The following is a 26,034-nucleotide window of genomic DNA, read 5'->3' as shown; positions in this document are numbered from 1 at the left end:
CCCGAGTGTATATTGCGCGTCTGCAACGCCTTGCTCAGCCGCTTTGCGATACCATTTAATAGCAGCTTGTCTGTTCTGCGGTACATCAATTCCATAATCATATATGGTCCCGAGTGTATATTGCGCGTCTGCAACGCCTTGCTCAGCCGCTTTGCGATACCATTTAATAGCAGCTTGTCTGTTCTTCAATATGCCAATCCCATAATCATACATAGTCCCGAGTGTGTATTGTGCCTCTGCAACGCCTTGCTCTGCCGCTTTTCGATGCCACTCAATGGCAGAGTCTGAACTCCTCTCAGAACTCCTATCAGAGCTTACACACCCGCCCAACAAGAAAACTATTAATAAAATTGAAACTCTCATATCCACTCTCTTACAACACAGGTCTCTGACAAAATTGGCTTATTTGACGATTTTCAGTCGTCTTTTATACGTTGAACATGCAGCTTATCGTTAGTGTGTTCAATTGAACTTCAGTGCCTTAGGAGCTTAAACCATGACACACACTTAAAATGCTCTACTTATTCGTACTTTTAGTCGCTTTTAGCGCCCCATAAAAGTGTGATCCGCTAATTTATCACCTCTTGAAATCAAAACGTGAAAACCAGCATTATCTTGTTGATTTATAATGGGTGGCTTAATATATATTCTCTTAATATATACTTGGCTCGACTCTTAACAACAGAAAGGGGCGAAGCGCCACGACGTTTATCAAGCGCAGCTTGATTGCTTTAGTTAAAAAAGCGACAAGGCCTCGCGCTGAGGTCTACCAACGCTTCCACCATTGCTCCGTGCTTTGCCAATCTCGCGCGTCGCCAAACTCCGAGTCGATAATGTAGTAGCGCTCACCATCAAATCGTAATCGGGTCATAATGGTGCGACTCTGTGTTGTATCTGTGGCCTGAGGTAAAGCGCCTGATAGCTTGGTCTTTACAATTAGCTTTAAATCGGCAAAGCCTTTGTTTTGCTTAGGCTCAATATGCAGTGCGCCTTTGCCTGACTCAATGATGAAATTAGTCATATCTTCGGCCTTAGGATCGCCTTGCCACATTTTCCAATAATATAAAGGCAGGTTGTTGACCACTGGAATTAAAAAATGCCCTTGGTGAATAAATAAACTGAGGTAGTCGGCCTCATATTGCGCAGAACCCTCTGGACGCTGCTGCGCCATCATTCGCACACCTAATGCGCGTGTGTCATTGTTAAGTTTATAGTTGGCGGTATCAATCCACAGTGCAGGCGTGCTTTGCTCTTTCTTGTCGGCACTATGCGTACCATTAGCATTCTCTGTAGCATTGTCTGTTTGGGGATTGGCAACAATCGTTAATCCTGGGCGCTCGCTTAAACTTGCTGTATGACGGGCGATAATCTCATGAGTCTGCGTGTCCATAATCACGGTGCGCAGCGTATAACGCCTTTCGCCAACAAAGCTACCGTCAGTCCATTGTAAATACGCGCCCATGGTAAATTGCTCTTGATGAGGTAGCTGCTTACACACTGCTGCTGTGAGCCCTTGAAAATAACCACTGTCATTTTCCATCGCTTCAAGGGCATCAATGCTACACGCTTGCTTGGCGTAGCTTGCTGGCGAGAACGCTAGCGTGCAAGTCAAAAGCGCGCAACTCAAAACTGCTGTGCTAAATAGAGCGGATAATCTGTAGCCGAATGGGGTGAAAGAAGGCTTATTAGTTGGCATCTCGAGTCTCCGCTTGACTACTGTTTGGATTGGTTTGCGAAGCACTTTCATGGCTGCTATCGCTCTCATCGTTGCTCTCGCCTAAAAAGTTCACCCCAAGTTGGTTTACTTGGTTTTGGTTTACTTGGTTTTGGTTTATTTGCCAAAACTCGGGGGCGGGTAACTGCTCGGTGATCACCGGATAGCGGCTGCCATTATAGTTAAGCTCAGTGCTAAAACTGATGACTTCGGTTTGGTCATATTCACCGTCAGTGCGGTACTGCTGCCCCTGAGTCACTAACTTCAAATCATGGTAGCCATGGCTGGTGGTTGGTAACAGCTCAACAGTGCCTTGTACGCCATAATGCAGGTAAACTCCGCCATTACTACCGCCTGTATCAGCAGCTTCTATTTCGTAATCTAACGGTAGATGTTTGAGCACCGGGCGCAGCTTGTCGCCCTCTTGTACAAACAGGGTGAGAAAGCGACTAGTTTTAAATGCGCGGTACGCTTGTTCCTGTGGTGAGGTGTCGTAGTTAGCAAGATCGAGGATCAGCCCAAATGCTTGAGTATTTTCGCTCAGAGCGTATTGGCGGCTATCAATACTATTACTGTCAGAGTGACTTTTTATAGTGCTACTTTCTTGGATCACACCCGTATAGCTGGCTTCGACTTTGTTACTGTAGCGATTGACCAATAGTACTCGCCACAGATTACTAAAATAGCCATCTTCATCTGATTGATAGTATTGAAAGTAAGACAGTAATGCTTGCTCTTTGTTATGGGGCAACACCCTGCAGACTGTATTGTCTATCGCTAAACTTAGCCCGTACTTTCTGGTTACTAGGGCGGCATCAAAATCGAGTACGCTGCTTAACTGATTTAAGCTGCAATCTTGCTGTTGATTCTTTTCAGGTTCAAAGTTTTCTTGCTCACCGTTTTCTTGCTCAAGACTGGCCTGAGCATAGCTACTGGCACTAAAGGTCATCATCGGCAGAAATGCTGCAACAATTAACAGTTGTTTCGGGGTTTGCTTCATAAGTACTCTTTAGTTGTGTTAACCATCTTATTAATATGGGTAGGCGCGATAAATAGTGGTTTTATAGCCGCGTACCTGTACGCCATTTCTAAGTGGAATTGAGTACTCAGGTAAAGGGCGTGGACTGTAATCGATATATTGCGGCGTCGCGTAATAGAACACGCCTTGATACTCGGCGGGTAAATCTTGCTGCTGTAGCAAATCATATTGCAGGTTATAACTGCTGATAGGTAATGGCCTACCGTTATTGCTAACCACTTCGCCAAGTTTATCGGCTAGCGCTTTATTGGCTCTTTGTGCGCCAGCATCTTCTACCCAATTAGCGATTAACTGACCTGCAGAGTTATGTTTAAGCGGCATTAATATCGTATCTTTGATAATTGGGATGTTGGTGACTTGTGCCAGCTTGTCTTGCTCGCGAAGTAAGTTTTGTACCTGCTCTTCGGTCACTTTTTCTATGTGTGGCGCGTTAATGCCATAAACCAAGTGATCACAAGTTTTATCGCTCAAGCCCTGAGCAAGACATGCGGCGCCCCAGTCCGGCATGCTGATCTCGATTAGCGCGGCGCCGTAACCTGCATATCTAGTTCCATTGTCCTCAAAGTGACTGTCAAGAATATGGTAACCAACAGCGCGGCGACTGGCTTGCCAACGCTCATCAAAAGACTCACTACGCTTGCCTTCACAAAGCAGCAAAGGGAAGGGGATTCGATTACCTGCACTTGCCGCTTGATACATGGCTTTGCGATCATTGTCATCGAACTGACAGCTGCCTAAGTCGAGCATCAGGGTCTCGATGTCATTGCTACTGCTGTTTGGCATAAGGCTACAACCAGACAGTACACCCGCAGCAATAGTTAATGTTATCGTTCGCAACGGGGTTGGCGTGAGTCTTTTTAGGATCATAATTTATTCTTATTAGTTAGGCTTGGTTATTAAGGGTAACGGTCGTTAACGCCAATCAAGATGGAAGGTACACACACTATTTTTCTGTTTATAATTTTCATTATTATCGAGAGGTAATAAATCTATCGGTAATAATACCGTATCGGCCACCATTGAGCTGCCTAGGTCTACCACAGACAGAGGGATTGAAAGTATGAGTAATGGCGGAGACTCTTTTAAAACAAGTAAATTACAATTGAACGTATTAACCAACGCATATTTAGTGCCGGAGTATGGTATCCCCATGGCGCTATTAGATGGAATCTTAGAAACAACCGTTGAGCAACCGCTGATAAATATCGCCAATAAAGTTACAAACATTACTTTCATACAATAACCATAAAATACTTCATTATTCTCGAATTAAAAATGCCAGTATGGTGATCTCATTTAAGGACCACCATATCGGTTTACTGTTGTAATCTAAGTTGCTATTCGTTGCGGTTATGCATCTTCTAAAATTTCACACTCAGGAAAGGCCTCGCGAAAAGCTTGTGGTGCGCGAATAGGCTGATAACCTTGGCTTGTGTCATAGTGGTAGCTAAATATACGTCCAGCGGGTTGGCGAGCGTGGCGCAGATCGAGTAGTTTCAGCTTGGTTAGCTTAAACAGCACGGCCGGAAATTCATCGAAATGGTTATAGGAGAGATCCAAGTATTCTATTTTACTCAGAGTGGCTAATGTTGCTGGCAGCGAACTTAAATGATTGAAGTGTAAATTAAGCTTAGTGACATCTTCATAGTGCACGATATTGGCGGGTAACTCCCCGAGTAAGCAGTTATGCAGATCCAGCTCTGTAATGCGTGTTTTACTTGGCAGTTTTGTTGGCAATGACACTGTGACATTATGAAGCACATCACGACATAGAAAGATGTGTGGTTTGAGATGACAGTTAACTCGATGCTCGTCATCGCCTTGTGTCAACATACGTTCAAAGCCACAGCCTTTATGCCAGTTCAGCCGCTCTGCCTCAACCAGAGCTTCAATGGCTTGTTGACGGAGGGCTAACTCTTCTTTTTGACTCAATAGCCACAACAACCCTTCGCCGAAGCGGTTGAAATACAGCAATGAAAACTCGTCACATAAGGCTTTGCCCCAGCGCTTGGTTAGACCTTTGAGTTTTTTGTAGACCGCGCCTTCACCGATTGGGTCACCATGCTTATCCAATTCGCGCATCTTGCCATCAAACATCACCCTATCTTGCACCGCCAGTTGGAATACATTATCGCCGAGACCTGCAAGTAACGTCTGAATTTGCTTGCGCAATGCTTTGTTATCGGTGGTTTTAAGAATTAAAAATAGCGGCAACTGCATCTCAGATGTAATGCCGCCTTGCTCTAGCATAGTGGCTGCGACTAGGTGACTGGTTTCGTCCGGTGAATGTAGCAAATTCAGCACATTGCCCAGCATTGGCGCGGCGCTTGTCTGTTGCAAAAACTTAGGCGCATCGGCGCTGAACCATTGGCTCAGTGCCGTATCGTCGATAATCAAGTGCTGGTCAACATCGATGGCAGCGGTTTGCTTAGGGTTACTGCCTAATAGAATATGGGTCACCTTGCTATCGAGCTTCTTACTGAGGCTAAAGCCCAGCTCAGCAGCTTTTTCTTTGAGTTCTGTCGCCTTAAAACCGCTTTTTCCACAGATAAACAACACGCTATCAGAGCCTAAAGGTCGGCGCTGTGCATCGGTTTGTGCGCGGTTACCTAGCCAAGCTTGTGCTAATATTTTTACTGGATTGAACTTGGCTTCCATAAAGGTCAGATGGAAGCGAGCATCCAGTTTTTCAGATTGTAGGTTTTTGGGTTTAGGGGCTGCCAACAATAGCAGCCAGTAGCGACGTCGTTGTTCGCCAGTCAGCTCTGCATTTTGCAAAATTCCCAGTAGCTTGTTCAGCTCATCACTGCGTGCGATACGATTATAAACATTAAGTTTTAGATCTATGTGCTGAGGTAAATCGACCAAGCAGGCTAGAGGGGCCAGATAGGCCGTATCTTGAGCTTGTGGGCTAAATTCGATCTCAAGTTGGCGTAAGGCGGGAGCCTTAAGCAAACACGTGAAGTTTGGAATAGGCAAGTCATAGGGGTGGTCGTAATGATGCAGTTCTAGCTTTATGTTAGACAGAAAAGGCAATTCATTAAGATCGTCAAGGGACGCCGTGCTGGGTCTAACGAGCGTTAATCCACTGATGTTTTTTATCGTTTTTAACCAAGGTGGGAGTGTTTCACCCTCTGAGTTGACTAGGATTAAGTGGCTTAATGTTGCAGCTTTTTCTAAGTGTCCGCTCTTAGGAAATAGGTGCAGACCCAAACCACGCAGGCACTCCAGTTTATCAAAGCAGCTAAATAACGCAGCATCAGGTACTCGGCAGGGAACATTGCCTGAATGAGAAAGCTCCAAGTCAATTAGATTAGGAAACGCACGTGCCAATGCAGACCACTCGGGATGGTTACGAGTCAGTTGATAGTGGAGTTTGGTTACCTTTGGCTTAATAATGCTGTCCAGCGGCAGGTCGTTATCTTTAAGGTACAAGGTGCTGTTGAAGCTCATCTTATTGCTCTTATGTTTAGAGTTAGCCCAACCACTCATGTTGGGCTGATTATTTTTATTGACCTTGAGAAATAAACTTGCGCGCTTGTTCAAGGTTCATGCCTTTATTACCCGTTATGGTTTGTGCTCTTAAGGCGGCTGATTCTGCGATTATCTGTTGTAATAACTCATCTGTGAGCAGAGTGTATTTTTGGTAGGTAAACCCAAATAGCGAGTTATCGCCGTATAGCGCGAGCTTGTCGCCAGCTTGGTAACTATCCCAATCTTGTTTGTTAATGCCACAAATATAATCGTTGCCCCAAAAACGATAACCTCCAAGGTATAATCCCCCATCGCAGGTACGGCTGTAATAGCCAAAACGTTTATCATCAATTGTGGCAATAACAACGGCTTTATCGGCAATAAAACTATGTAGCACTACAGGTAAGCCTTTAGCGAGTGCAAAGTGTAATAAAATGGGAATGCCGATAATGATAGATAAGATAATCTTTACAGGGCTACGAGGCTGATTATCAAGATTGACTCTTAGCCATGAGTTTTTTTGCTTTAATCCCCAAAACATGGCTATTAACAAAAGCAGCGATAGCGCTGCAGCAAATAAGCTGAGTTGCTCGTACAGCACATCATTAACTAAGGTATCGCTAAACACCGCAACCATCATCAAGGCTAATAACAGCATAAAAAAATACCCCAGCACTTTTTGCGTTCTGGTGGTTTTTGGCGCGAATATATTACTCATGCAGTTCCTTGGCATTCGTTATAGCGGTATGTGCTGAGTGCAGTTTTAGGATAAAAGGTAGGGGTAAATTTGGCTTAATTGGTAAACCAAATAGATTGCTAAAGGTAAGTTTGCCCCAAGACCGTAGCGGATAGTTTTATAATAAATTTTGGAAAAAATCAGGCTGGAAATAACCAACCCAAAGACCCACAGTAGACATTTAAAGATAAATAATAGGCCCGTTCCTACGCCTTCATGGTCGACTCGAACGGCACCAATAAGAAAGTTGGGACCTATAAATTGCAGCAATGGGATAGCCATAACAAACAAATACTTACCGAGCTGAGTTTGCATCAATGTGGAGGTAGCGTTTGGCATGTTGTTATTTGACCTAATAATGGCGGCGTCAATAGACTGTACAGATGAAACATTGCTACTTTGTATGTTTTAAATAATAAATACAGCAGCTTATCGATAGAACGTTTATGATTGCAACTCTATAGAGTGGAAACCGCTAAAGTTGTCAGATGTTTGTGATGTGACTCACAAAGTCTGTTTATGTCGCATTCTCAGGCGTTACTATTATTGATATTCAGACTTGATGGGTATGATGTGATTTTTTATTGCGAGTCCAGTAACAATAGCTAGCCAACCTAAGCTGTAGGCCAAAAAGTCGAGCCAATCGAATGTTGAGCCGATAACGGTTCGAGCAAATGAGTTATTTTGGAGACCAAGTAGGTTAACTAGTTTAAAGTATTGTGCTATTTCAATGCTATAAGCCAATATTAAAACACTTACCGATAGTTTAATTGGCGACAGATTAATAAATGAAGCGAGTAACAAAAACATCCATATAACAACCAGCAGATCACCGATAAAAGGACGAATGAATCCATCGTTAACAAACAAGGCTATAAAGATTAATAGCAGTAATAATAGGTTGCTGTAGACAAAGTATTGCGGCTTAAATGTGAGCATGTTGTCTTATGCCTTGTTGTTGGTTGTGTGACTATGCCCTGTTAAAACAGTTAGATATGAAGTTTGAACTCTGGTTTTTACTTGTATTTGGTGCTTATATATTGAGACTCATATATTGAGGCAGGGCGCTGTATATTTTGAGTACGGCATGATAAACAATCGCGTAAATCAATTCCAGCAGGTTTATTGTCGCTAAATATGCATTTTGCATCGTAGACCATTTTATTTAGTCGTTATTTTGGGATCATTTTTATAATGCAGCGTTATATACAAATTGTCGGAATTTTATCATTGTTAATGTCGGCGTCGGCGTCGGCGTCGGCGGTTGACGGCTTAAGTTTTGGGCATGGTGACTGGCAAGTCGTCTGTGACAATACCCATACTTGTCGTGCGGTTGGCTATCACAATCAAGATACTGGCAATGCCCCAGTTTCGGTCATATTCGAAAGAGAAGCGGGCGCGAATACTCAGATCAAAGCTAAAGTAAAATTTGCTGAAAGCTTAACTGCTATCGATGCGACTCAAGTCCATGATGTAACAATTACACTGAACATTAACGATGTTTACCAGAGCCAGTTAGGGGCAGAAATGCCTGCCTATGAAGTGATGGGAGTCGGTTTTAGCGGCGAGCGAGAACTTACAAAAGAGCAAACTAGCCAATTACTTAACGCACTCACCATGAAGGGTAGCGTCTCAATAACATTTACTAGCAGCAGTGGCAAAGAGTGGCATTTATCAACCAGTGGCTCTACTGCTGTGTTGCTTAAAATGGATGATTTCCAAGGTCTAGTCGATACCCCTTACGCCATAGTCAAAAAAGGTCAGCGCACCAGCAATATTGTAGAGCCTAAACAAGCGCCAGTTATCTCTATACCCGCTGGCGACCAAAGGTCACTGACAACGGATAACGATCGCGCTTTAGCCAAGACCCCTGAGTTTATAGCAAGGATGAAGCGTGCTGTTGAAGCATGTGATATTGCCCCTTCAGCAAATGGATACTTAAAGCTTGATGTGGCAAGGCTGACAAAAACTCAACTCGTGGTAACAACGCCTTGTTGGTTTGCAGCCTATAACTATGGTGAAGGTGTGTGGCTTGTAGATGACAACCCTAAAATCGAACCTCTGTTGATTACCGATAGTGCGATAAATTACGCTGACGGCACGATTAACGAATTTATGTTGGGGCGCGGTGTCGGCGACTGCGTTTCGGCAAGGCGCTATATGTGGAATGGTCGTGACTTTATTTTAGCTGACTCCTACTCTACAGGGCCTTGTCGTGAGATTGCCCCTGGTGGCGCTTGGTATCTACCGACAACTGTGAGCACTGTTATTGTGGGCGATGACCCAGCTGCTGGGATAGATTGTCAATCAAAGCAAGCTTATAGCACTGAACGGATGGTTAGATGCACACAGCGAATGCTGGCGAGTGTAGAACTGCAGCTCACTGAACTCATCGAAGAAATTAGCAGTCTTCAATATGTAATGAAGGATAATGACTTAAAGGCAGCATTAAGTCAGGCGCAGCACTCTTGGCTAACCTATCGTAACGATGTGTGTAAAGTGACTAGACTGACTCAAGCCGATGGTTCAATGGGGTTACCACTGATGGTTGGCTGTAAGCTTGATCTCACCGAGAAGCGACTGAAACAGCTTCAGTTATTGAAAGCGTCGCTGATTTAGTCATTGTCAGCAAATCCATAATGGTATTCCAGCGGGCTAACGTTACAATAAAAGCCGCCGTTTGCGCCCGAATAACTCGTACTGGTATTGACTCATGTATTGGCTCATATATTCGCTCATGTATTGGCTCATATATTCGCTCATGTATTCGCTCATGTATTAGTATTCTTCTGGCTTAAAGTGACGTTGCAGCTTAAACAAGCTTTAACTTTCGAGCCAGCGAACACCGATGAACGTCGTGTTTACATCGAGCACTCTACATAGAGTGCTCTACATAGAGTGCTCTATAGCGATTACAACCAGGGTCTGACTCTGCTTTTATAGTCGATAAATACTTGCCCAAAGAGACTCTTAAGCGCTCTCTCTTCAGGGCGAATTTGAAAGCGATACATATACAGCATATACGCAATAATTCCCGCCACACTCCAAATCGATTCTAAGTAACAAGCCCAGGCGCACAGTGCGAATACCATTCCAAGGTACATGGGATTGCGGCTTAGGCGGTACATACCTGATGTCACTAATGCTGATGCGGTTTCCGGTTTTAATGGATTAACCGTCGTTTTGGCGCGTTTAAAACTAATCACGCCTGCAATTGCCGATAACAGGCCTAGCAGTAACAAGGAGCTGGTGGCAATAAGCTTAATGTTGAACAGCGCAGGATCAGTTGATGGGCTGCTAACGCCTACATGTGCAATAGCCCACATAATGAATGCAAAAACGAGTGTGACGATTGGCGGTGGGATCTTGTTTTCCAACTTATTTTTTAACTGATTGTTTAAAAAGTGCAAAGCTTGTCCTGTGAGTCAATCTGAACGTTAACAAAATAATAGGCTAATAACGCTCATCAATAAATAGGTCTTGATAACGCTAATGACGTGTCGCGTAGTTACATTCGGCATCAGTTTAAAATGCCTTATATCCGATAATGAGTAGGTGTTTAGTTTGTTACCTTTGGTTTTTTGAGTGTTAAACCGATGAAATACTGCTGAGTAAGGCTGTTTCTATGTGAGGGTTTGTTGTTTTTTTGCACGACTCGGGTACTTATTATGGGGTATTCCTGCTCGAATACTGGATCGTGACAAAACTCTTCGTGATCTAGCTCTAAAAATTACACTAACCTAAACAGGGGTGTTAACAATGCTTATCAAAATAAATAACGGTCAGTGATGATAACCATTCTCATTTCATTCATATCTAATTGAATAGTATCTATTTGTTGGTTAATTGGTTTTTGAAGGTGTATTTTGATTGCGTTTTTATACTGTGAGCTAGTAGACGATTTTTAAGAAAGTAAGCCTTACGCCTCAAGTAATTAGTAGATATGCACAATCTTGAATTCAGATATCTGTAACTAATAAAATACCCCCTTCGATATACAACCGGCCTGTAAGTTAATGTCTAGCAGAAAAACCATAAAGTCAGTGAATTTTGTGGCCAAATTAATGGCTACAAGTTTACTCACTCTTTTTATCAGCCTTGTTCCTGCCAAAGCGACTCCTTGGGATAAGCTTGATTCAGCACAATTGGAACAAAAGTTAGCAGAGAAATTCAGCGAAGGTAAATATTCTCCCAAAGGGGCGGATTCTTGCCTGATGTGTCACAAAAAGAACACTAAGGTCATGGAGATTTTTGATGGCGTTCATGGTGACATGAGCAATAGCAAATCGCCTATGGCCGGTATCCAGTGTGAAGCCTGTCACGGCCCACTTGGTAAGCATAATCGTGGCGGTAAAGAGCCAATGATTAGTTTCAGCCCAGACAGCAAACTATCAGCAGCAAGTCAAAATAGTGTGTGTGAAGGGTGTCATAACGACCCTAAGTTGATGTCATGGCATAACAGTACTCACAACCTAGAAGAAGTGGCTTGTAGTGACTGTCATGATATTCATGCTGCTAAAGATCCTGCACTTGACCGCCTAACGGTAAATGACACTTGTACCTCATGCCATACCCGCGCTAAAGCTGATATGAACAAGCGCTCATCTCACCCAATGAAGTGGGATCAGATGACCTGTACTGATTGTCACAACCCTCATGGTTCGATGACAGAAAGCGCCCTGATAAAACCAAGCTTAAATGAAACATGTGCAGAATGTCATGCCGATAAGCGTGGTCCATTCTTGTGGGAGCACGCGCCTGTAATGGAAGACTGCTCAAGCTGTCACTCACCGCACGGCAGTGTGAATGACAACTTACTTAAGTCTCGTACTCCTCAGCTGTGTCAGCAATGTCACGCCGATGATGGCCATGCGAGCCGTATGACAAGTCAGGCGGGTCTAGATGCATTCAGTGCTGGTAAGAGTTGTCTTAATTGCCACAGCAAGATCCATGGTTCTAACCATCCTGCTGGCAGCAACTTTGCCCGTTAAGTCTAGGAGTGACTATTATGCGTTCAATTAACCCTTTTTCATTAAACCTGATCACTCTGGCGTTGTTAGGCACATGTAGTGGTGCAATGGCTGCTGACTTTGGCATTCAAAATGCGAATACGGCAAACATCAAAACCAATAGCTATCAGTGCAAACGCTGTGTTGAACCACAAGGTTACACTGGTAGCGTGGGTGTTAGCGTCGGTGTTATCGATGCTGATGATAACCATGTTTTGAATCAGTTTGGTACCGGCACTGATGGTGCTATCGCTGGTGTAAACGGCGATCTTGCCTATCAGCAAGGTGGTTATAAGGCCAAGGTTCAAGCTCATCAACTTGGCATGGATAACGGCTTTGTTAGCATGGAGGCTGCTAAGAGCGGTCATTACAAGCTAGATGTGGATTTTCAGACCATTACTACTAACCAAGCGAGCAACGCGGGTACTAATCTTTGGCAAAATGACGGCATGCTGACTCCGAGTGAGCAGACCCGTGTTTTGGATTTAGAGTTACAAAGACAGCGTAGCGGCATTGGTTTCGAATATGACTTCTCAGAAGTCATGGGGCTAGGTCTAAACAGTTACGCACGCTTCGAACGTGAAGATAAAACTGGTCATCGCAGTGCTAGCCTAACGAGTCCACGTCCAACAAACTTTGCTGAAGCTGTCGATGAAACGACAGATAACTTCAGTGCTGGTGTTGTACTTGATGGCGCTAACTGGTTGTCAGAGCTGAGCTACAGCGGCTCACGTTATAACAATCATATGGGTGACTTAAGTCTACCGTATGCCTATGACGTCTACAGCGCCACACCAGACAACCAAGCACATCAGGTATCACTTTCAGGTCAGTACCGTTTAGCGTCTAGCGTGTTCACTGGTCGTGTGGTAACCGGTCGTATGATCCAAGACCAAGACTTAATACAGATGAGTGGCAACCCAATCCAAAACTGGGACGGTCAAGTCGATACTTTGAGTAGTAATTTAGCGGCAAGTACGCGCATCAATAGTCGTTTACGTCTAGGCGCGAGTTACGACTACAGCAAGCGTGATAACGGTTCATCAGTGTTTGACTTTGCTCAGTACGAGTTCAATTCAATGTCTGGTGCGTTTAAACAAAACGTGCCAATGGATATTGAGCGTCAAACCTTCAAAACCAATGCGAGTTACCGTATTGCCAGTGGTTATCGATTACAAGCCGGTTATGACTACAAGCAGGTTGAACGTAGCTATGGCGAACGTGAAGAAACCCGTGATAACGAGTTTTGGAGCAAGCTAAACATCCGTGCGATTGACAAGCTTACGCTTGATTTTGGTGTGAGCTATGGCCAACGCGGCGGTAGTGACTACCAAGCGAACGAGTTAACGAGTGACGAGACTGAATCGTTAATGCGCAAGTACAACCTTGCCGATCGCAAGCGCAGCGAAGTTAATGCCAGAGCAAGCTATGCGCCGCTTGAGTGGTTAACTTTTGATGTTAGCACTTACTACGCCAACGATGACTATGACGCAACAGTAATCGGCCTGACTCAGGCTAAAGATTACGGTTATGACATGAACGTTCATGCGCAGATCTCTCAACCTCTATCTGTGTATGCATTTGCAGGACAGCAGTGGATTGACTCAGATCAAAGCGGCGACCAAGCATCAATTTGGCACACTGAGATAAATGATGAATTCATTAACTTAGGACTAGGTGCCACTTATACCGGGTTAATGGATGGCAGATTAATTTTAGGTACAGACTACCTATTTGCTAATTCATCGAGCAATACCGGTGTTAATGGCTACAACACAGATAGCACTAACATCAATAGCTATGGCAGTTATTACTCATATAACCACAGTGTGAGCTTATATGGTCAATACCTGATTTCAGAGCAGATGGCAGTCAAGCTGGCTTACCAGTTTGAACGCTATTTTGATACCGACAGTGCCAATGTTACCCAAGGCAGCATCCCAGGTTTAGTGACCTTGGGTGACCTGAACCACAATTACAACGCCCATCAACTGATGTTGACCTTCAGCTACAAGCTGAAATAAGTCGAGTCAGTCATTAATAAGTTTGAGGAAAACAAGATTATGGAACGTAGAAGTTTCTTAAAAATGAGTGCTGCGCTGGGCTGCGCTGCAACAGTTACCGGCTGTAATTCTAGCTCTGATGATGCCAACGTGATCCCGCCACAACCACCTGTGACAGATGAAGTGGTTAACTGGTCATCATGCCTAGTTAACTGTGGTTCTAACTGTCCAATTAAGGTCTTTACTAAAGACGGTATCGTGACGCGCGTTGAAACTGACCACGAAGTTGAAGATAAATATGGTCTTCATCAAGTTCGCGCTTGTGCTCGTGGTCGTTCACTACGTCAAAGAAACTACGCTGTTGACCGCCTAAAAACACCGATGAAGCGTGTTGGCGAGCGTGGTAAGGCTGAATTCGTACCTATTAGCTGGGACGAAGCCACTAGCATTATCGCTGAAAAACTGTCAGCAGTTTACGCACAAGAAAACGGCGCTAAGTCAGTATTTCGTAGCTACGGTTCTGGTGCTTACTATGGTTTTGCATCAAATGCCTGTTTCAACCGTTTATTTAACTTAAACGGTGGCTGCCTAAATGCTTACGGTAACTATTCGTGGGCGCAGCAGATGGAAGCGGCGAAGCACACCTTCGGTACCGGTAGTACTAGCGGTTCTTCAACCATCACTATCGAAGACAGTGACTTTTTCCTAGGCGTTGCTTACAACCCAAGCGAAATCCGTCAGTCGGGTTCGGGTGAAGGTTACGATTACCTACAAGCACTACAAAAGAACAACGGCCTAGAAGTCGTGATGATCGATCCTCGCTACACCGACTCTATGCTAGGTAAAGAGTCAAGCTGGTTACCAATTCGTCCAGGTACTGACGCTGCATTCGCTGAAGCGGTTGCTTATGTGATGATCAACCACGCTAACTTTGCGGGACAATCTCTACCGTTTGTACTTGAGCACTCTGTTGGTTTCAACAAGCAGTCAATTGAAGATCAAAAAGCGATTTTTGCAGCGAGCAGCGATGCCACTGACCAAGAATACGCTAAGGTGATGAACTCAGATGAAAACTACCAAGACTACATTCTAGGTCAAGGTATTTATACTGATGCTAAAACACCTGAATGGGCTGAAAAAATCTGTGGTATTTCTGCAGAGAAAATCCGCTACATCGCTGGCAAGCTAATGACAGCTAAAGCACCTTACATTGTTGTGGGCGCAGGCGTTAACCGCCAAGCAAACGGCGAGCAAAGCATGCGTTCTCTATACATGCTATCTGTGCTAACCGGTAAGCTAGGTACACGTGGTGCATCAAACGGTGAACTACCATACATGAGCAGCATGTCTCGTGCAGGTATTCCAACGGGTAGCAACCCAGTTAAAGAAAGCATCTCTTTCTTCACTTGGTCTGAAGCGATTAACAACGGCGAGACCATGACAGCTCGTAGCCATGGTATCCGCGGTACTGACGGTTTAGATACGCCACTCGGCGCGAACATTAAGTTCATCCTGTCTGCATCAGATAGCTCGTTATTAAACCAGCACGCTGAAATCAACAATACCGCTGAAATCTTCCGTAATGCAGAAGATCTATTTATCGTGTCTTGTGATTGCTGGATGACGCCAGGCGCCAAGTTTGCTGACATCATCCTACCTGATACAAGCTGGTTAGAATCAAACGACTTAGTTAACGATTCATACGCTTCTGGCTCATTAGGTTACCTAACTGCAATGTCTTCTTCTGTTGAGACAATGTGGGATTGTAAGTCTATGTACGAAGCTGCAGCGATGATCGCAGACAAAATGGGCGTTGGCGCAGGCTTTAGAGCCGGCAAAAACGAAGATGAGTGGTTAGAAGAGCTTTATCAAACGACTAAAGCAAGCAGCACCAACATCGGTGTTTCTCCTGCGTTCCCAGCAACTTACAAAGAAGCACAAAAAATTGGCTTCTTCCGTAAGAACATGAACGACAACCACGTTGCACTGCAAGACTTTATTAAAGACGGCAAAGCGCTTTCAACGCCAAGTGGCAAGATTGAAATCTACTCTGCCGAACTTGCATGGCGCGCAGCTAACTGGGATCAAAACGGCACAGCTGAACAGCAAGGCCAGCAGGATTTCGTAAGAGGCGACACCATCACTGCTATTCCACAGTACACAGTAACGTGGGACGGTTATGAAGATGAAGGCACTAAAGAAGATTACCCAATTCAGCTAGCGGGTTACCACACTAAGGGCCGTACACATTCTAGCTACCATAACGTGCCTTGGTTACGTGAAGCGGTAGAAGACGCTGTTTGGGTTAACCCAATGGATGGCGCTAAGCACGGTTTAAGCTCTGGCGACAAGATTGAGATGTACAACGAGCGTGGTTCAATTGAAGTGACTGTACGTATCACACCACGTGTTGCTCCAGGTGTATTTGCCCTAGGACAAGGTGCTTGGTACAACCCAGGCAACAAGAGAGGCAGCACTGGCCATATCGTTGACGAAGGCGGCGCAATTAACTCGTTAACTCGCTACCAGCCTAGCCCTGTCGCTAAAGGTAACCCACAGCACACTATTCGTGTTGCCATTAAAAAGATTTAAGAGAGTAGTTAATTATGACTGAAGCAACTCAATACGGTTTTTACGTCGACAGCACTAAGTGTACTGGCTGTAAAGCGTGCCATGTATCTTGTAAAGACCGTCAAGGTAACGAGATCCGTAACAATACTAACCCTGAACAAAATGGCGTACCGGCATTAAATGGCGTAACGTGGCGCCGCGTGTACGAATACGGTGGTGGACAATGGACTGAAGGCCAAAATGGCTGTTTCGAGCAAAGTGTATTTGCTTACTACATGTCGATTGGCTGTAACCACTGCTCTGAACCTGTGTGTGTTAAGGCGTGCCCAACAGGCGCGATGCATAAACGCCGTGAAGATGGTCTAGTACATGTTGCACAAGACTTATGTATCGGTTGTGAGAGCTGTGCTCGTGCATGTCCATACGATGCGCCACAAATCGACCGTGAACGTAAAGTCATGACCAAGTGTGATGGCTGTTTCGAGCGTATCGCTGAAGGCCGTAAGCCTGTATGTGTTGAGTCTTGCCCGCTACGTGCACTAGACTTTGACACTATGGATAACTTACGCGCTAAGTATGGTAACGGCGATGGCCACATTGCTCCATTACCACCAGAGTCTATTACTTCACCAAACCTGATTATTAAGGCTAACGTGAATGGCGGACAAAGCGGCGATATCCTTAACCCAACTGAAGTATAATTTCAGTTATTTAAGCTATCACGCATTAGTATTTAATGATCACAAGCAGAGCGGGCTGCAAGGCCCGCTTAACTTGTAAGGTAAATTATGTCTTCAAAAACGCAGCCGTTAACACCATCACCGCTAACTCAATCACCGCTTACTCAATCATGTTTAAGCAACATTGATTTTGTTGAGTATCAAGGTTTAGCGCGAATATTGCATCACAGCCTTATTCGCTACCCGGAAGCCGATTTTATCAATGGCCTAAAAGAGTGCGATGTGGCTGGCAGCTGGCCTGAGTTTAGTCATCGAACAGAGAATCGCGCAGGTCGTGAACTGCTCGGTGGTTTTTTACAAGCTTGGTCAACTGATGCTGAAGCGGCTGAATTAGACAAGGCATTAATTACCTTACAACTTGATTATGGTCAGTTATTCTTCGGACCAGGCGAGCCGACAGCTGTGCCGCAAGGCTCAGTTTACCTGAGTGAAGAGCAATTGATTAACGATAGAACCACGGTTGAGCTGATGGATTTTTATCGTGTTAATGGTGTTGAGCTGCAATTAGATGTTAAGCAGCCAATTGATCACATTGGTTTGTTCTTCGCTGTACTTGATCAAACCTTTGGCCGTTTACAGGTTGAAGCCGATAACCAAGCACTAATTCGTTTTACTCAGGTGCTATTACAACAGCACTTATTGCCTTGGGCGTTTCGTTGCTGTGAGCTTGCGAATACTCATGCGAAAACCGATTTCTATCGCGGGCTTGCATTGTTAACCACGGACTTCTTGCTGCAACTACAACAAGATTTTCAAGTATTAGCACTGGATAAGCGACTATTTCGTTAATGCATTGAGTGTGACACTTTAAATAATAAAAGCCCGTAAATTTGATTTACGGGCTTTTCTTTATAACGCTTTATTGTGGGCGCGACTGGGCATAAAGCCTTAGCGGTAACCGCCCATATTGCGACTCGACTGACGCTTTTCATTACGCACTTTTTCCAGCTGAGAATTAATCGTCTGTAGTAGCTGGCAAAGCTGCTTAGCGTCATCATTCAGTGGTGCATCGAGAGCTTGGCTAGCAGGTTCACTATTGAATAATGACTGACTCCATTGGTAGCCGATAGTTAACACTAAATGTTCCGATTGGCTTAATTCACTTTGCTCAATCTCTTTGACAAATAACAAGCGGCTGGCTGTAAACAAACAGTGCAGAGCAAGCTCATTAGCGAGTGGGCTTTGTTCATTGCTCTCCATTGGAGGCAACCATACTGGTTCGCCTTCGATAAAAACCAATGCTGAAATAGTGTTGGTCACAGTGCTAAGAGAGGTGGCGCCGCCAAATAGCTGCACAACTTTATCTGATTTTTGCAGTGTGAGTGCTAAGCGGTGGGCAAGAATGGATTTGCTCCATTGTTGACCCAAAGAGCGTCTTAACGTCATTTAATCAAAATCTCGTATCAACAGCCTCAAAGTCGAGGCGAAATCAAGCTAAGTGGTTAGTTTAGCATTTTGCTTAATAGCCAGATGTGCTTGGTGCAGCAGAATCGGCTTAAGGAGGTAAATTTACTAGGTTTGAGGCTTATTTCTGCTAAAATCTGCCGACTATTACGCTGAAGTTTTTATAGGTTCAAAATGGATATTCAACGAGTTAACCCATGTGCAAATTGGTCTGATGCTACCGTGTTCAATAACATGGCACATTTTGTTGAGATAGCAGCCGATGTCGAAGGCGATATGTTGAGTCAAACTCAGCAGGTCTTTGCTCAAGCTGAAGCAACATTAGCCAGTATTGGCAGTGACAAGTCTCGTCTGTTATCAGTGACGATTTATGTGACAGATTTTGCTAACGTCGCTGTCTTTAATCAGGCATGGCAAGCATGGTTACCAGAAGGCTGCGCCCCGAGTCGCGCATGTTTAAAAGTAGAACTGGCCGATCCAAGTTACTTGCTTGAAATTGCCTTTGTTGCGTCAGTTAAGTAGTTAACAGGCGTTAGCCTTACATGGGTGTTTTCGATACAACTTGTTCGGCTAACCTGTGAAGACAAGCGGTTAGTTGCTATTTCTAGCCGTTATTCTAACTGTTTGAGCAGTTGTCGTACTCGCGCGCGCGTATCGTCTATTTGGGTTATTACCGCTTGGGCACTCGCTTCATCATCGGCTAACTGCTGCCAATTTGCTTGCCAACTGAATTTGAGCTCCTCGGCTGCAACACTGAGCTCTGGCTCCGTTATCATGCTTAAATCGGCAATCAAATTGACTTTTACCCAGCCTTTTCGCGGATTACCTAAAGTTATATCTTTATCGTAATGAGCCGCATACACGATAGATTCCAACTCTGAAAGCTGTAGCAGCAGTTCAAAACTGGCTGAACGCACATTACTATTGTACTCAGTGATCTCCATGCGCCAGACGTTATAACTAAACCCAACCAAAGCAAACAACATGCTAAAAACCGCTGTCAGCTGAAAAATGGAGATGGTTTGTTTGCCAGAAATATCAATTTTCAACGCTAGCTCCTTAAGCAGATTTAATCGACTTAACTCAACTTTAGCTCAACTTTAACCCGCTTTACTCACTTCACTCTCAGTAACGACTCTGTGTTAATTCTATATAAAGACATTGAAAGAGCAGGTTTAATTTCAGCTTTAATAAAGCCTAACTTGAGCTTCACTTTTTGCTAAACAGACATTGCTAATTTAAATACAAAATAACAGTGGTAATTCACGCTATTTTTAAGAGTGTCGTTCATCGCACTTCTTTCAACATCTTCGTTGATAATAAAAAGGAAATTAATTTGCTGTAGCTTTTGACAACGTGGTTCCAGCGACTACATTTTATATATCTAAATAGCCTTACATAATGGATGGATACCCTATGAAAGCATACAAAGTTTCCTTGATCGCAGGAGTTTGCATTGGAATGTTAAGCAGCGCTGTGGTGGCAAAAACGAATCCTGCAGATAATGCCCAGTACGAGAAGCGCTTTCCTAAGCAATATCAAAGCTGGCAAAAAACGGCTGAGAGTAAAGAGGTTACCAATGCATTAGCTGCCGATCCTAACTTGGTTATCCTTTGGGCGGGTTATGGTTTCTCCAAGGATTACAACGCACCTAGAGGGCACCAGTATGTGATTACAGATATCAGGAGCACATTAAGAACCGGAGCTCCGATGAAAGCGGATGAAGGCCCTATGCCGATGGCATGCTGGAGCTGTAAAAGCCCTGATGTCCCCCGATTGATTGAAGGTGAGGGGGAGGCTGAGTACTTTAAGGGTAAATGGGCTAAAGGTGGCCCTGAAATTGTTAATGTATTAGGTTGCGCCGACTGTCATAAGCCGGGAACTTCTAAGTTGAGAATCGCACGACCCTTTGCCGAACGCGCATTCGCTGCAATAGGCACACCATTTGATAAGGCAGAGAAGAGCGAAAAACAAAATATGGTCTGCGGCCAGTGCCATGTGGAGTACTACTTTGAAAAAACAGCCGAACAACCAAATTGGGTAAAATTTCCTTGGGATGATGGTACCTCTGTTGAAGAGATGGAAGCTTACTATGACAAGCTGAAATTTAAAGACTGGACCCATCAACTATCTAAAGCACCCATGTTAAAAGCTCAACATCCAGGCTATGAGACTACTGCAAAGGGAATTCATGGTGAGATGGGCGTCTCTTGTACTGATTGTCATATGCCACGGATAACCGATGCAGAGGGTAAGGAATACACCGACCATAATGTTGGTAATCCGTTTGATAAATTTGAATTTACCTGTGCAAATTGTCACGAACAAACCAAAGATCAATTACAAGGGCTAGTACAGGCCAATAAAGACAAGGTTAATACCCTTAAGCTTAAGGCTGAAGGGGAGTTAGTAAAAGCGCATTTTGAGGCTGAAGCAGCCTGGAAAGCGGGAGCGACAGAGCAGCAAATGGCCGCGGCGTTAACCGATATCCGTCATGCTCAGTGGCGCTGGGATTTTGCTATTGCCTCTCATGGTATTGCCGCTCATGCGCCTGAAGAGGGTCTTCGAATCTTAGAGACCTCATTAGTTAAAACCTCTGAAGCCCGCGGTAAGCTTGCAAAAGTATTAGCCGCTCAAGGTGTTAAGACCGCTGTTGTTATTCCAGATATTTCGACCGAAGCGAAAGCGCAGGCTTTCTTGGGTATGGATATGGATAAGATGAATGCTGACAAAGCCATCTTTATCGAGAAAGTCGTGCCTAAGTGGGAAGCCGAATACAAGGCAACCAATGGCGGTGAATAGTCTTTAACTGCCGTTACACAAAATGAGTTACAGTCTCAAAAATCCGGGAGCCAACTTCCCGGATTTTTTTGTGTTGTGATTAACCATATTAATATAAGTCACAGTGGCATACTTATCGCGTCAACAGGTTTATCTGCAGCGTGTGTATGACTCTTTGGTTGTGCAAGCCTTATACACAATCAACGTGAGCTTTAGAGGGGAGTGGAGAGGCCATTGTCTTCTTCGAATATCTAGCAATCAGTGTTTACCATTTCAGTTGTCTTAGTTTCAAAGTCGTAAAAAATATAGCAATTGATAGATTGATCGTCAGTGATCCCTTTAGGGTATAAGTAAAACCCTCCAGACCACCAAACCTGATCAAAGTTATTATCTAAATCCAATATGGCATTGATTTGGTCTGAATTTGTTCCGTAGCGAAATAGATCGAAATAGGGATACCCTTGTTTTGGGTCGACGCAGATTTGCACATTATTGATTTCTACTGACTTAAAAGATCGCACTTGGCTATTGCTAGATTTGCAGTCCTTGGCTGAAGCTACGCTGCCTTTGGCTCGAACAAGACTGATGGCGCTTTTAACTGAGGCCAGAGCTTGTTGCATCACCGTATCACGAGATTCATCTTCAAAAGAGATAAATTTTGGAAGGGCAATGACACTGAGTATGCCAAGAATGATGATTACGACAACTAATTCAATGAGGGTAAATCCGTTAACGGTACTGTGCTTCATCTATGTCTCACTTTTGTAAGTGCTAAACTCGATTTTTAGGCGCTCTTAATGTTTCAAACCCATATTTGATTAAGTATATGACGTAAAAGTGAACTTGGTTTTTGAGATTAGCGTCCATGGGAGAAAATTACCTTTGTGTACTACATTCTAATAGTTGGTTTTATTGTTATTTCGATGAATTAGCTGAGAAGCTTGGAGGATAGATGGAGGCGGTGTTGTTAAATATTGTAAACTTCATATTCATTTCCGTTGTGATGTATTTTGCCATCGCCTTACTCTGCATTATTTTGGGCAAGTGGATCAAGCAAGCCGTGCCTAAAAGCACCCTGTCTTTCGATGAGCTAGCGTTTGATGGGTTAGCTTCCGATGAGCCCGCTTTCGAGCAATTATCCTTTGATAAGTCGGCTACCACCAAGGCTGAACCGCCAAAGCTAAAAACCTATCAAGCAAGAGATGGTGAGCGATTACCGTATCGTCATTACCGAGCTCAATCTGACAAGATCATTATTCTTTTGCATGGTTCTGGCTGGCATAGTCAGTATCTGTTTCCCTTAGCTAACTTTATAAGTGGTGAAGGCATTGCCCAGGTATACACGCCAGATCTTCGAGGCCATGGGCAAGCCCCAAGAAGGCGGGGAGATGTTGATTACATTGGTCAATTTGAAGATGACTTAGCCGATCTGATTGAGGTCATTAAGAGGGATAATCCTGACTGTACACTCATTGTGGCAGGACATTCATCCGGAGGTGGGCTCGCGATTCGCTTTGGTGGAAGTCGCTATGGTAAGCAAGCCGATGGCTATATTTTACTGTCTCCTTATCTTAAGTATAACGCGCCAAGTATGCGGCCTAACTCTGGTGGTTGGGCACTCCCTTATACCTTACGAATTGCTGGGCTAAGTATGTTAAATAATGTCGGCATTCATGGATTGGATTACTTAACAGCGATTGATTTCAATATGCCACAAGAGGTCCGTAACGGAACTGAAACCTTGTCATACACCCATCGCCTTAATACCGCTTATGCACCGGGTAACTATAAGAAAGAGCTCAGTTCGATAACGCAGCCATTATTAGTCGTGGTTGGCACGGCGGATGAAGCATTTTTTGCCGAGCAGTTTGAGCCGGAGATCTCAAAGTACACTCGCGCTGAAGTCATCTTGCTAAATGATGTGACTCATATGGGCGTCGTTGTTAACCCTGCCGTTAGACCCGTTATCAAGCAGTGGTTAGATAACTTGCGCTAAGCCGGAGAGTAAAGCGCTCTTGTTAGCAAGATCACCTTGTATAAAAATGTCATCGAAGGGGGATTCCCTTAAGGAAGTAAAGTCTATATTATCGCCTCCCTTTTAATTTTGACTGTAAACCATGAAACTTGTAAAACTGGCCGCCATCGCACTGATGTGCTCAAGCCTTACCGCTTGTATTACCTTTCCAACGGATGAATCTAACACTGTAAAAGTATTGTGGGATGACACTGATGCGTTACTTGGCTGCGCTCATAAAGGCACTGTAATTGGTTCTCAAGGTCATTTTTATGATTATTGGCTACATGCCGATAAAGATATGGTGTGGGGCACATTAAATGAAATGCGTATTAAGGCTGCCAAGCTTGGTGCTGACACTATTTATCTCTACGAACCGTTAGGCTTTATGGGCTCTGTAACCATGATGGCTAATGCCTATCAGTGTGAGTCAAAGCTGGCTGAGACGAATGCCCTGAGTCAGTTACCAATCACAGATACACAAACTGATAAGCAAGCTGATCAACCTATTACGGAGAAGGGCAAAGCCAAATAAGCACGTATCTTTATATGAACTTGTAAACGTTGCAAGTTCATCTCTCAGCCATTTATCGTGCTGTTCAACATTTCCACGATCGTAGTGGCACTGTGAGGGTGGGGTTTTAACAATAGCTTACTCAAAAATTTGGTAATGACGCTCTACATTGACCGTAAGCTTACCCCAATATGATGACCTGACTCTTGCTTGATGATGCTCGAATGAGCACTTATCGACAAACTCTTCATGGACATCAAATCGGCAGCGGTTGTCCCTGCTTTGTGTCACTTCAAATAGAAGGCAGCCTTCCTCCTTTAGGGTCAACCGCTTATGATTAACGAGCTCATTTTTAATTGCTGCAAGCTCGGGCTGTGGAACTAAAATAAACCCTTTTAAGATCACCTTTGACATGACAAGTCCCTATCTATTGTCGTTTACCCATTACTGTTAAATTGAACATTACATCAAAAAACGCAGCTTATAGTGAGCTGCGTTTTTTGATGATGGGTGTTATAGCTGCCGTTTTAACGAACTTATTTTTGACTAAAAGCCCTTAAAGCACATTTTTTTAGAAAATGAGCCGTTAAAAAATCATCTCTGGTACATGCTCTGGAACCACAAGCTTACCTGCTGTTTTAGAAACGATTTCCTCTACCGATACGCCCGGTGCACGCTCTAGCAGATGAAAGGCGCCGTCTTTGATTTCTAAAAAAGCTAAATCGGTTAATACCCGCTTGATGCAGCCATAGCCGGTAAGTGGTAGCTCGCATTTAGTCAGTAGCTTAGAGTTACCTTTTTTATCGGCGTGCATCATGGTGACGATAATATTGTCAGCGCCAGCGACCAAATCCATCGCGCCGCCCATGCCTTTAATCAGTTTTCCTGGGATCATCCAAGAGGCGATAGAGCCTTGCTCGTCCACTTCAAATGCGCCCAGTACAGTGAGATCCACATGGCCTCCGCGGATCATGGCAAAGCTTTCGCTTGATGAAAAGAATGACGCGCCATCCACAGCGGTAACCGTTTGCTTACCAGCGTTGATAAGGTCAGCATCAATGGTTTCTTCGGTAGGGAACTCTCCCATACCTAATAAACCATTTTCTGATTGCAGCATCACGTCTATGCCCTCAGGAATATAGTTGGCCACTAAGGTGGGGATCCCAATACCTAAGTTGACGTAAAAGCCATCTTGCAGCTCTTTAGCAACACGTTGCGCCAGTTGTTCTCTTGATAATGCCATGGTGTTGCCTCCTTATGCTTTGGTGTCTGATTCAGTTTTTGAACCCGAGTCAGGTTTGACCGTGCGTTGCTCAATGCGTTTTTCAAACTTACCTTGAATAACGCGGTTGACGTAAATACCCGGGGTATGGATATGGTCAGGGTCAAGTTCACCAGGCTCAACAATATGCTCAGCTTCTACCACTGTTATCTTGCCAGCGGTTGCCATCATAGGGTTAAAGTTGGCGGCGGTTTTGCGGAAAACTAAGTTACCCATGGTGTCGGCTTTCCAAGCGCGAACAAGCGCGAAATCCGCTTTTAGTGCAGGCTCTAATACATAGTGACGACCATCTATTTCACGGGTTTCTTTACCTTCTGCCACGGGCGTACCGTAGCCTGTGGCGGTAAAGAATGCTGGAATACCAGCCCCGCCTGCGCGAATTTTTTCAGCCAAGGTGCCTTGTGGCGTCAAGATAACGTTAAGCTCGCCGGATAACATCTGCTGCTCGAAGGTGGCGTTTTCACCCACATATGAGGCGATCATGGTATCGATTTGACGGCTTTTTAATAGTAGGCCTAAACCAAAGTCGTCTACGCCAGCATTATTTGAGATCGCGGTAAGTCCAGTGACACCCATTTTCACCATTTGTGCGATTAAGCCTTCAGGTATGCCGCATAAACCGAAACCACCGACCATGACGGTCATATCATTGCTTAGGCCAGCGAGCGCTTCTTCGTAACTGCTGACGACTTTATTTAGCCCTTTATTTGGCTGTTGATTTAGCTCTCTATTTAGTCCTGCCATTACTGTTAT

General features: G+C 44.3%; 25 protein-coding genes. 10 read left to right on the top strand and 15 right to left on the bottom strand.

Annotated features, from left to right (window positions below):
* The 8 genes from ACVBIO_RS16465 to ACVBIO_RS16430 all read right to left on the bottom strand — a co-directional run.
* On the bottom strand, positions 1–363 hold a 363-nt coding region (locus ACVBIO_RS16465; protein ID WP_447173011.1), incomplete at its 3' end, for a tetratricopeptide repeat protein.
* Positions 364–766: 403 nt separating this feature from the next.
* Positions 767–1,696, bottom strand: a complete 930-nt coding sequence (locus ACVBIO_RS16460; protein ID WP_447173010.1) for a PA3715 family protein — start codon at positions 1,694–1,696, stop codon at positions 767–769.
* The gene (locus tag ACVBIO_RS16455) at positions 1,686–2,714 is read right to left on the bottom strand and encodes a PA3715 family protein (RefSeq protein WP_447173009.1); all 1,029 of its coding nucleotides are present in this window, start codon (positions 2,712–2,714) and stop codon (positions 1,686–1,688) included. Before ACVBIO_RS16455 ends, ACVBIO_RS16460 begins: the two co-directional genes overlap by 11 nt.
* 30 nt (positions 2,715–2,744) lie before the next feature.
* Positions 2,745–3,620 (bottom strand): hypothetical protein, encoded by an 876-nt coding sequence (locus tag ACVBIO_RS16450; RefSeq protein ID WP_447173008.1) that lies wholly within the window; start codon positions 3,618–3,620, stop codon positions 2,745–2,747.
* A 45-nt stretch (positions 3,621–3,665) separates the two neighbouring features.
* Positions 3,666–3,989: a YceK/YidQ family lipoprotein gene (locus tag ACVBIO_RS16445; RefSeq protein ID WP_447173007.1), complete on the bottom strand. Its 324-nt coding sequence runs from the start codon at positions 3,987–3,989 to the stop codon at positions 3,666–3,668.
* 114 nt (positions 3,990–4,103) lie between these two features.
* The gene (locus ACVBIO_RS16440) at positions 4,104–6,206 is read right to left on the bottom strand and encodes a BRCT domain-containing protein (RefSeq protein WP_447173006.1); all 2,103 of its coding nucleotides are present in this window, start codon (positions 6,204–6,206) and stop codon (positions 4,104–4,106) included.
* A 55-nt stretch (positions 6,207–6,261) separates the two neighbouring features.
* Positions 6,262–6,945 (bottom strand): hypothetical protein, encoded by a 684-nt coding sequence (locus ACVBIO_RS16435; protein WP_447173005.1) that lies wholly within the window; start codon positions 6,943–6,945, stop codon positions 6,262–6,264.
* Positions 6,946–7,506: 561 nt separating this feature from the next.
* Positions 7,507–7,902, bottom strand: a complete 396-nt coding sequence (locus tag ACVBIO_RS16430; RefSeq protein ID WP_447160548.1) for a ribosomal maturation YjgA family protein — start codon at positions 7,900–7,902, stop codon at positions 7,507–7,509.
* A 255-nt stretch (positions 7,903–8,157) separates the two neighbouring features.
* Between ACVBIO_RS16430 and ACVBIO_RS16425 the strand changes: the two genes are divergently transcribed.
* Positions 8,158–9,582, top strand: coding sequence for a DUF1176 domain-containing protein (locus tag ACVBIO_RS16425; RefSeq protein WP_447173004.1), 1,425 nt, complete (start codon positions 8,158–8,160; stop codon positions 9,580–9,582).
* Positions 9,583–9,875: 293 nt separating this feature from the next.
* On the opposite strand, the gene ACVBIO_RS16420 is transcribed toward ACVBIO_RS16425, so the two are convergent.
* A complete protein-coding gene (locus ACVBIO_RS16420) occupies positions 9,876–10,289 on the bottom strand; it encodes a methyltransferase family protein (protein WP_447173013.1) in 414 nt (137 codons plus the stop codon).
* A 738-nt stretch (positions 10,290–11,027) separates the two neighbouring features.
* On the opposite strand from ACVBIO_RS16420, the gene ACVBIO_RS16415 reads away from it, so the two are divergent.
* The 5 genes from ACVBIO_RS16415 (at position 11,028) to ACVBIO_RS16395 (ending at position 18,075) form a co-directional block, all read left to right on the top strand.
* The gene (locus tag ACVBIO_RS16415; RefSeq protein ID WP_447160546.1) at positions 11,028–11,954 is read left to right on the top strand and encodes a DmsE family decaheme c-type cytochrome; all 927 of its coding nucleotides are present in this window, start codon (positions 11,028–11,030) and stop codon (positions 11,952–11,954) included.
* Between the two features lie 17 nt (positions 11,955–11,971).
* On the top strand, positions 11,972–13,996 hold the full coding sequence (locus ACVBIO_RS16410; protein ID WP_447173003.1) for an MtrB/PioB family decaheme-associated outer membrane protein: 2,025 nt from the start codon (positions 11,972–11,974) through the stop codon (positions 13,994–13,996).
* A 39-nt stretch (positions 13,997–14,035) separates the two neighbouring features.
* The gene (locus ACVBIO_RS16405; protein ID WP_447160544.1) at positions 14,036–16,567 is read left to right on the top strand and encodes a DMSO/selenate family reductase complex A subunit; all 2,532 of its coding nucleotides are present in this window, start codon (positions 14,036–14,038) and stop codon (positions 16,565–16,567) included.
* 14 nt (positions 16,568–16,581) lie between these two features.
* A complete protein-coding gene (locus tag ACVBIO_RS16400) occupies positions 16,582–17,247 on the top strand; it encodes a DMSO/selenate family reductase complex B subunit (protein WP_447160543.1) in 666 nt (221 codons plus the stop codon).
* 87 nt (positions 17,248–17,334) lie between these two features.
* A complete protein-coding gene (locus ACVBIO_RS16395) occupies positions 17,335–18,075 on the top strand; it encodes a TorD/DmsD family molecular chaperone (RefSeq protein ID WP_447173002.1) in 741 nt (246 codons plus the stop codon).
* A 99-nt stretch (positions 18,076–18,174) separates the two neighbouring features.
* On the opposite strand, the gene ACVBIO_RS16390 is transcribed toward ACVBIO_RS16395, so the two are convergent.
* Positions 18,175–18,672 (bottom strand): hypothetical protein, encoded by a 498-nt coding sequence (locus ACVBIO_RS16390; protein WP_447173001.1) that lies wholly within the window; start codon positions 18,670–18,672, stop codon positions 18,175–18,177.
* Positions 18,673–18,864: 192 nt separating this feature from the next.
* Here ACVBIO_RS16390 and ACVBIO_RS16385 point away from each other — a divergent pair, with 192 nt between their 5' ends.
* Complete coding sequence (locus ACVBIO_RS16385) at positions 18,865–19,212, top strand: RidA family protein (RefSeq protein WP_447173000.1); 348 nt, start codon at positions 18,865–18,867, stop codon at positions 19,210–19,212.
* Positions 19,213–19,301: 89 nt separating this feature from the next.
* Here ACVBIO_RS16385 and ACVBIO_RS16380 read toward each other — a convergent pair whose 3' ends face one another.
* Positions 19,302–19,739 (bottom strand): hypothetical protein, encoded by a 438-nt coding sequence (locus ACVBIO_RS16380; RefSeq protein ID WP_447160539.1) that lies wholly within the window; start codon positions 19,737–19,739, stop codon positions 19,302–19,304.
* Between the two features lie 367 nt (positions 19,740–20,106).
* On the opposite strand from ACVBIO_RS16380, the gene nrfA reads away from it, so the two are divergent.
* Entirely contained in the window at positions 20,107–21,492 is a 1,386-nt protein-coding gene (gene nrfA / locus ACVBIO_RS16375) for an ammonia-forming cytochrome c nitrite reductase (protein ID WP_447160538.1), read from the top strand.
* 230 nt (positions 21,493–21,722) lie between these two features.
* On the opposite strand, the gene ACVBIO_RS16370 is transcribed toward nrfA, so the two are convergent.
* Entirely contained in the window at positions 21,723–22,220 is a 498-nt protein-coding gene (locus ACVBIO_RS16370; RefSeq protein WP_447169245.1) for a type II secretion system protein, read from the bottom strand.
* A 212-nt stretch (positions 22,221–22,432) separates the two neighbouring features.
* Between ACVBIO_RS16370 and ACVBIO_RS16365 the strand changes: the two genes are divergently transcribed.
* Positions 22,433–23,467: an alpha/beta hydrolase gene (locus ACVBIO_RS16365; RefSeq protein ID WP_447173012.1), complete on the top strand. Its 1,035-nt coding sequence runs from the start codon at positions 22,433–22,435 to the stop codon at positions 23,465–23,467.
* A gap of 121 nt (positions 23,468–23,588) precedes the next feature.
* Positions 23,589–24,020: a DUF4156 domain-containing protein gene (locus tag ACVBIO_RS16360; RefSeq protein WP_447160536.1), complete on the top strand. Its 432-nt coding sequence runs from the start codon at positions 23,589–23,591 to the stop codon at positions 24,018–24,020.
* 117 nt (positions 24,021–24,137) lie between these two features.
* Here ACVBIO_RS16360 and ACVBIO_RS16355 read toward each other — a convergent pair whose 3' ends face one another.
* The 3 genes from ACVBIO_RS16355 to ACVBIO_RS16345 form a co-directional block, all read right to left on the bottom strand.
* Positions 24,138–24,413, bottom strand: coding sequence for a putative quinol monooxygenase (locus ACVBIO_RS16355; protein WP_447160535.1), 276 nt, complete (start codon positions 24,411–24,413; stop codon positions 24,138–24,140).
* 172 nt (positions 24,414–24,585) lie between these two features.
* Positions 24,586–25,242: a 3-oxoacid CoA-transferase subunit B gene (locus ACVBIO_RS16350; protein WP_447160534.1), complete on the bottom strand. Its 657-nt coding sequence runs from the start codon at positions 25,240–25,242 to the stop codon at positions 24,586–24,588.
* Positions 25,243–25,254: 12 nt separating this feature from the next.
* Positions 25,255–26,025, bottom strand: a complete 771-nt coding sequence (locus ACVBIO_RS16345; protein WP_447160533.1) for a CoA transferase subunit A — start codon at positions 26,023–26,025, stop codon at positions 25,255–25,257.
* Positions 26,026–26,034: the final 9 nt, after the last annotated feature.

The sequence above is a fragment of the Shewanella sp. 0m-8 genome, from assembly GCF_052977265.1.
Note: the sequence above shows the minus strand (reverse complement) of the source record. Positions and strands in the feature narration are given on the sequence as shown.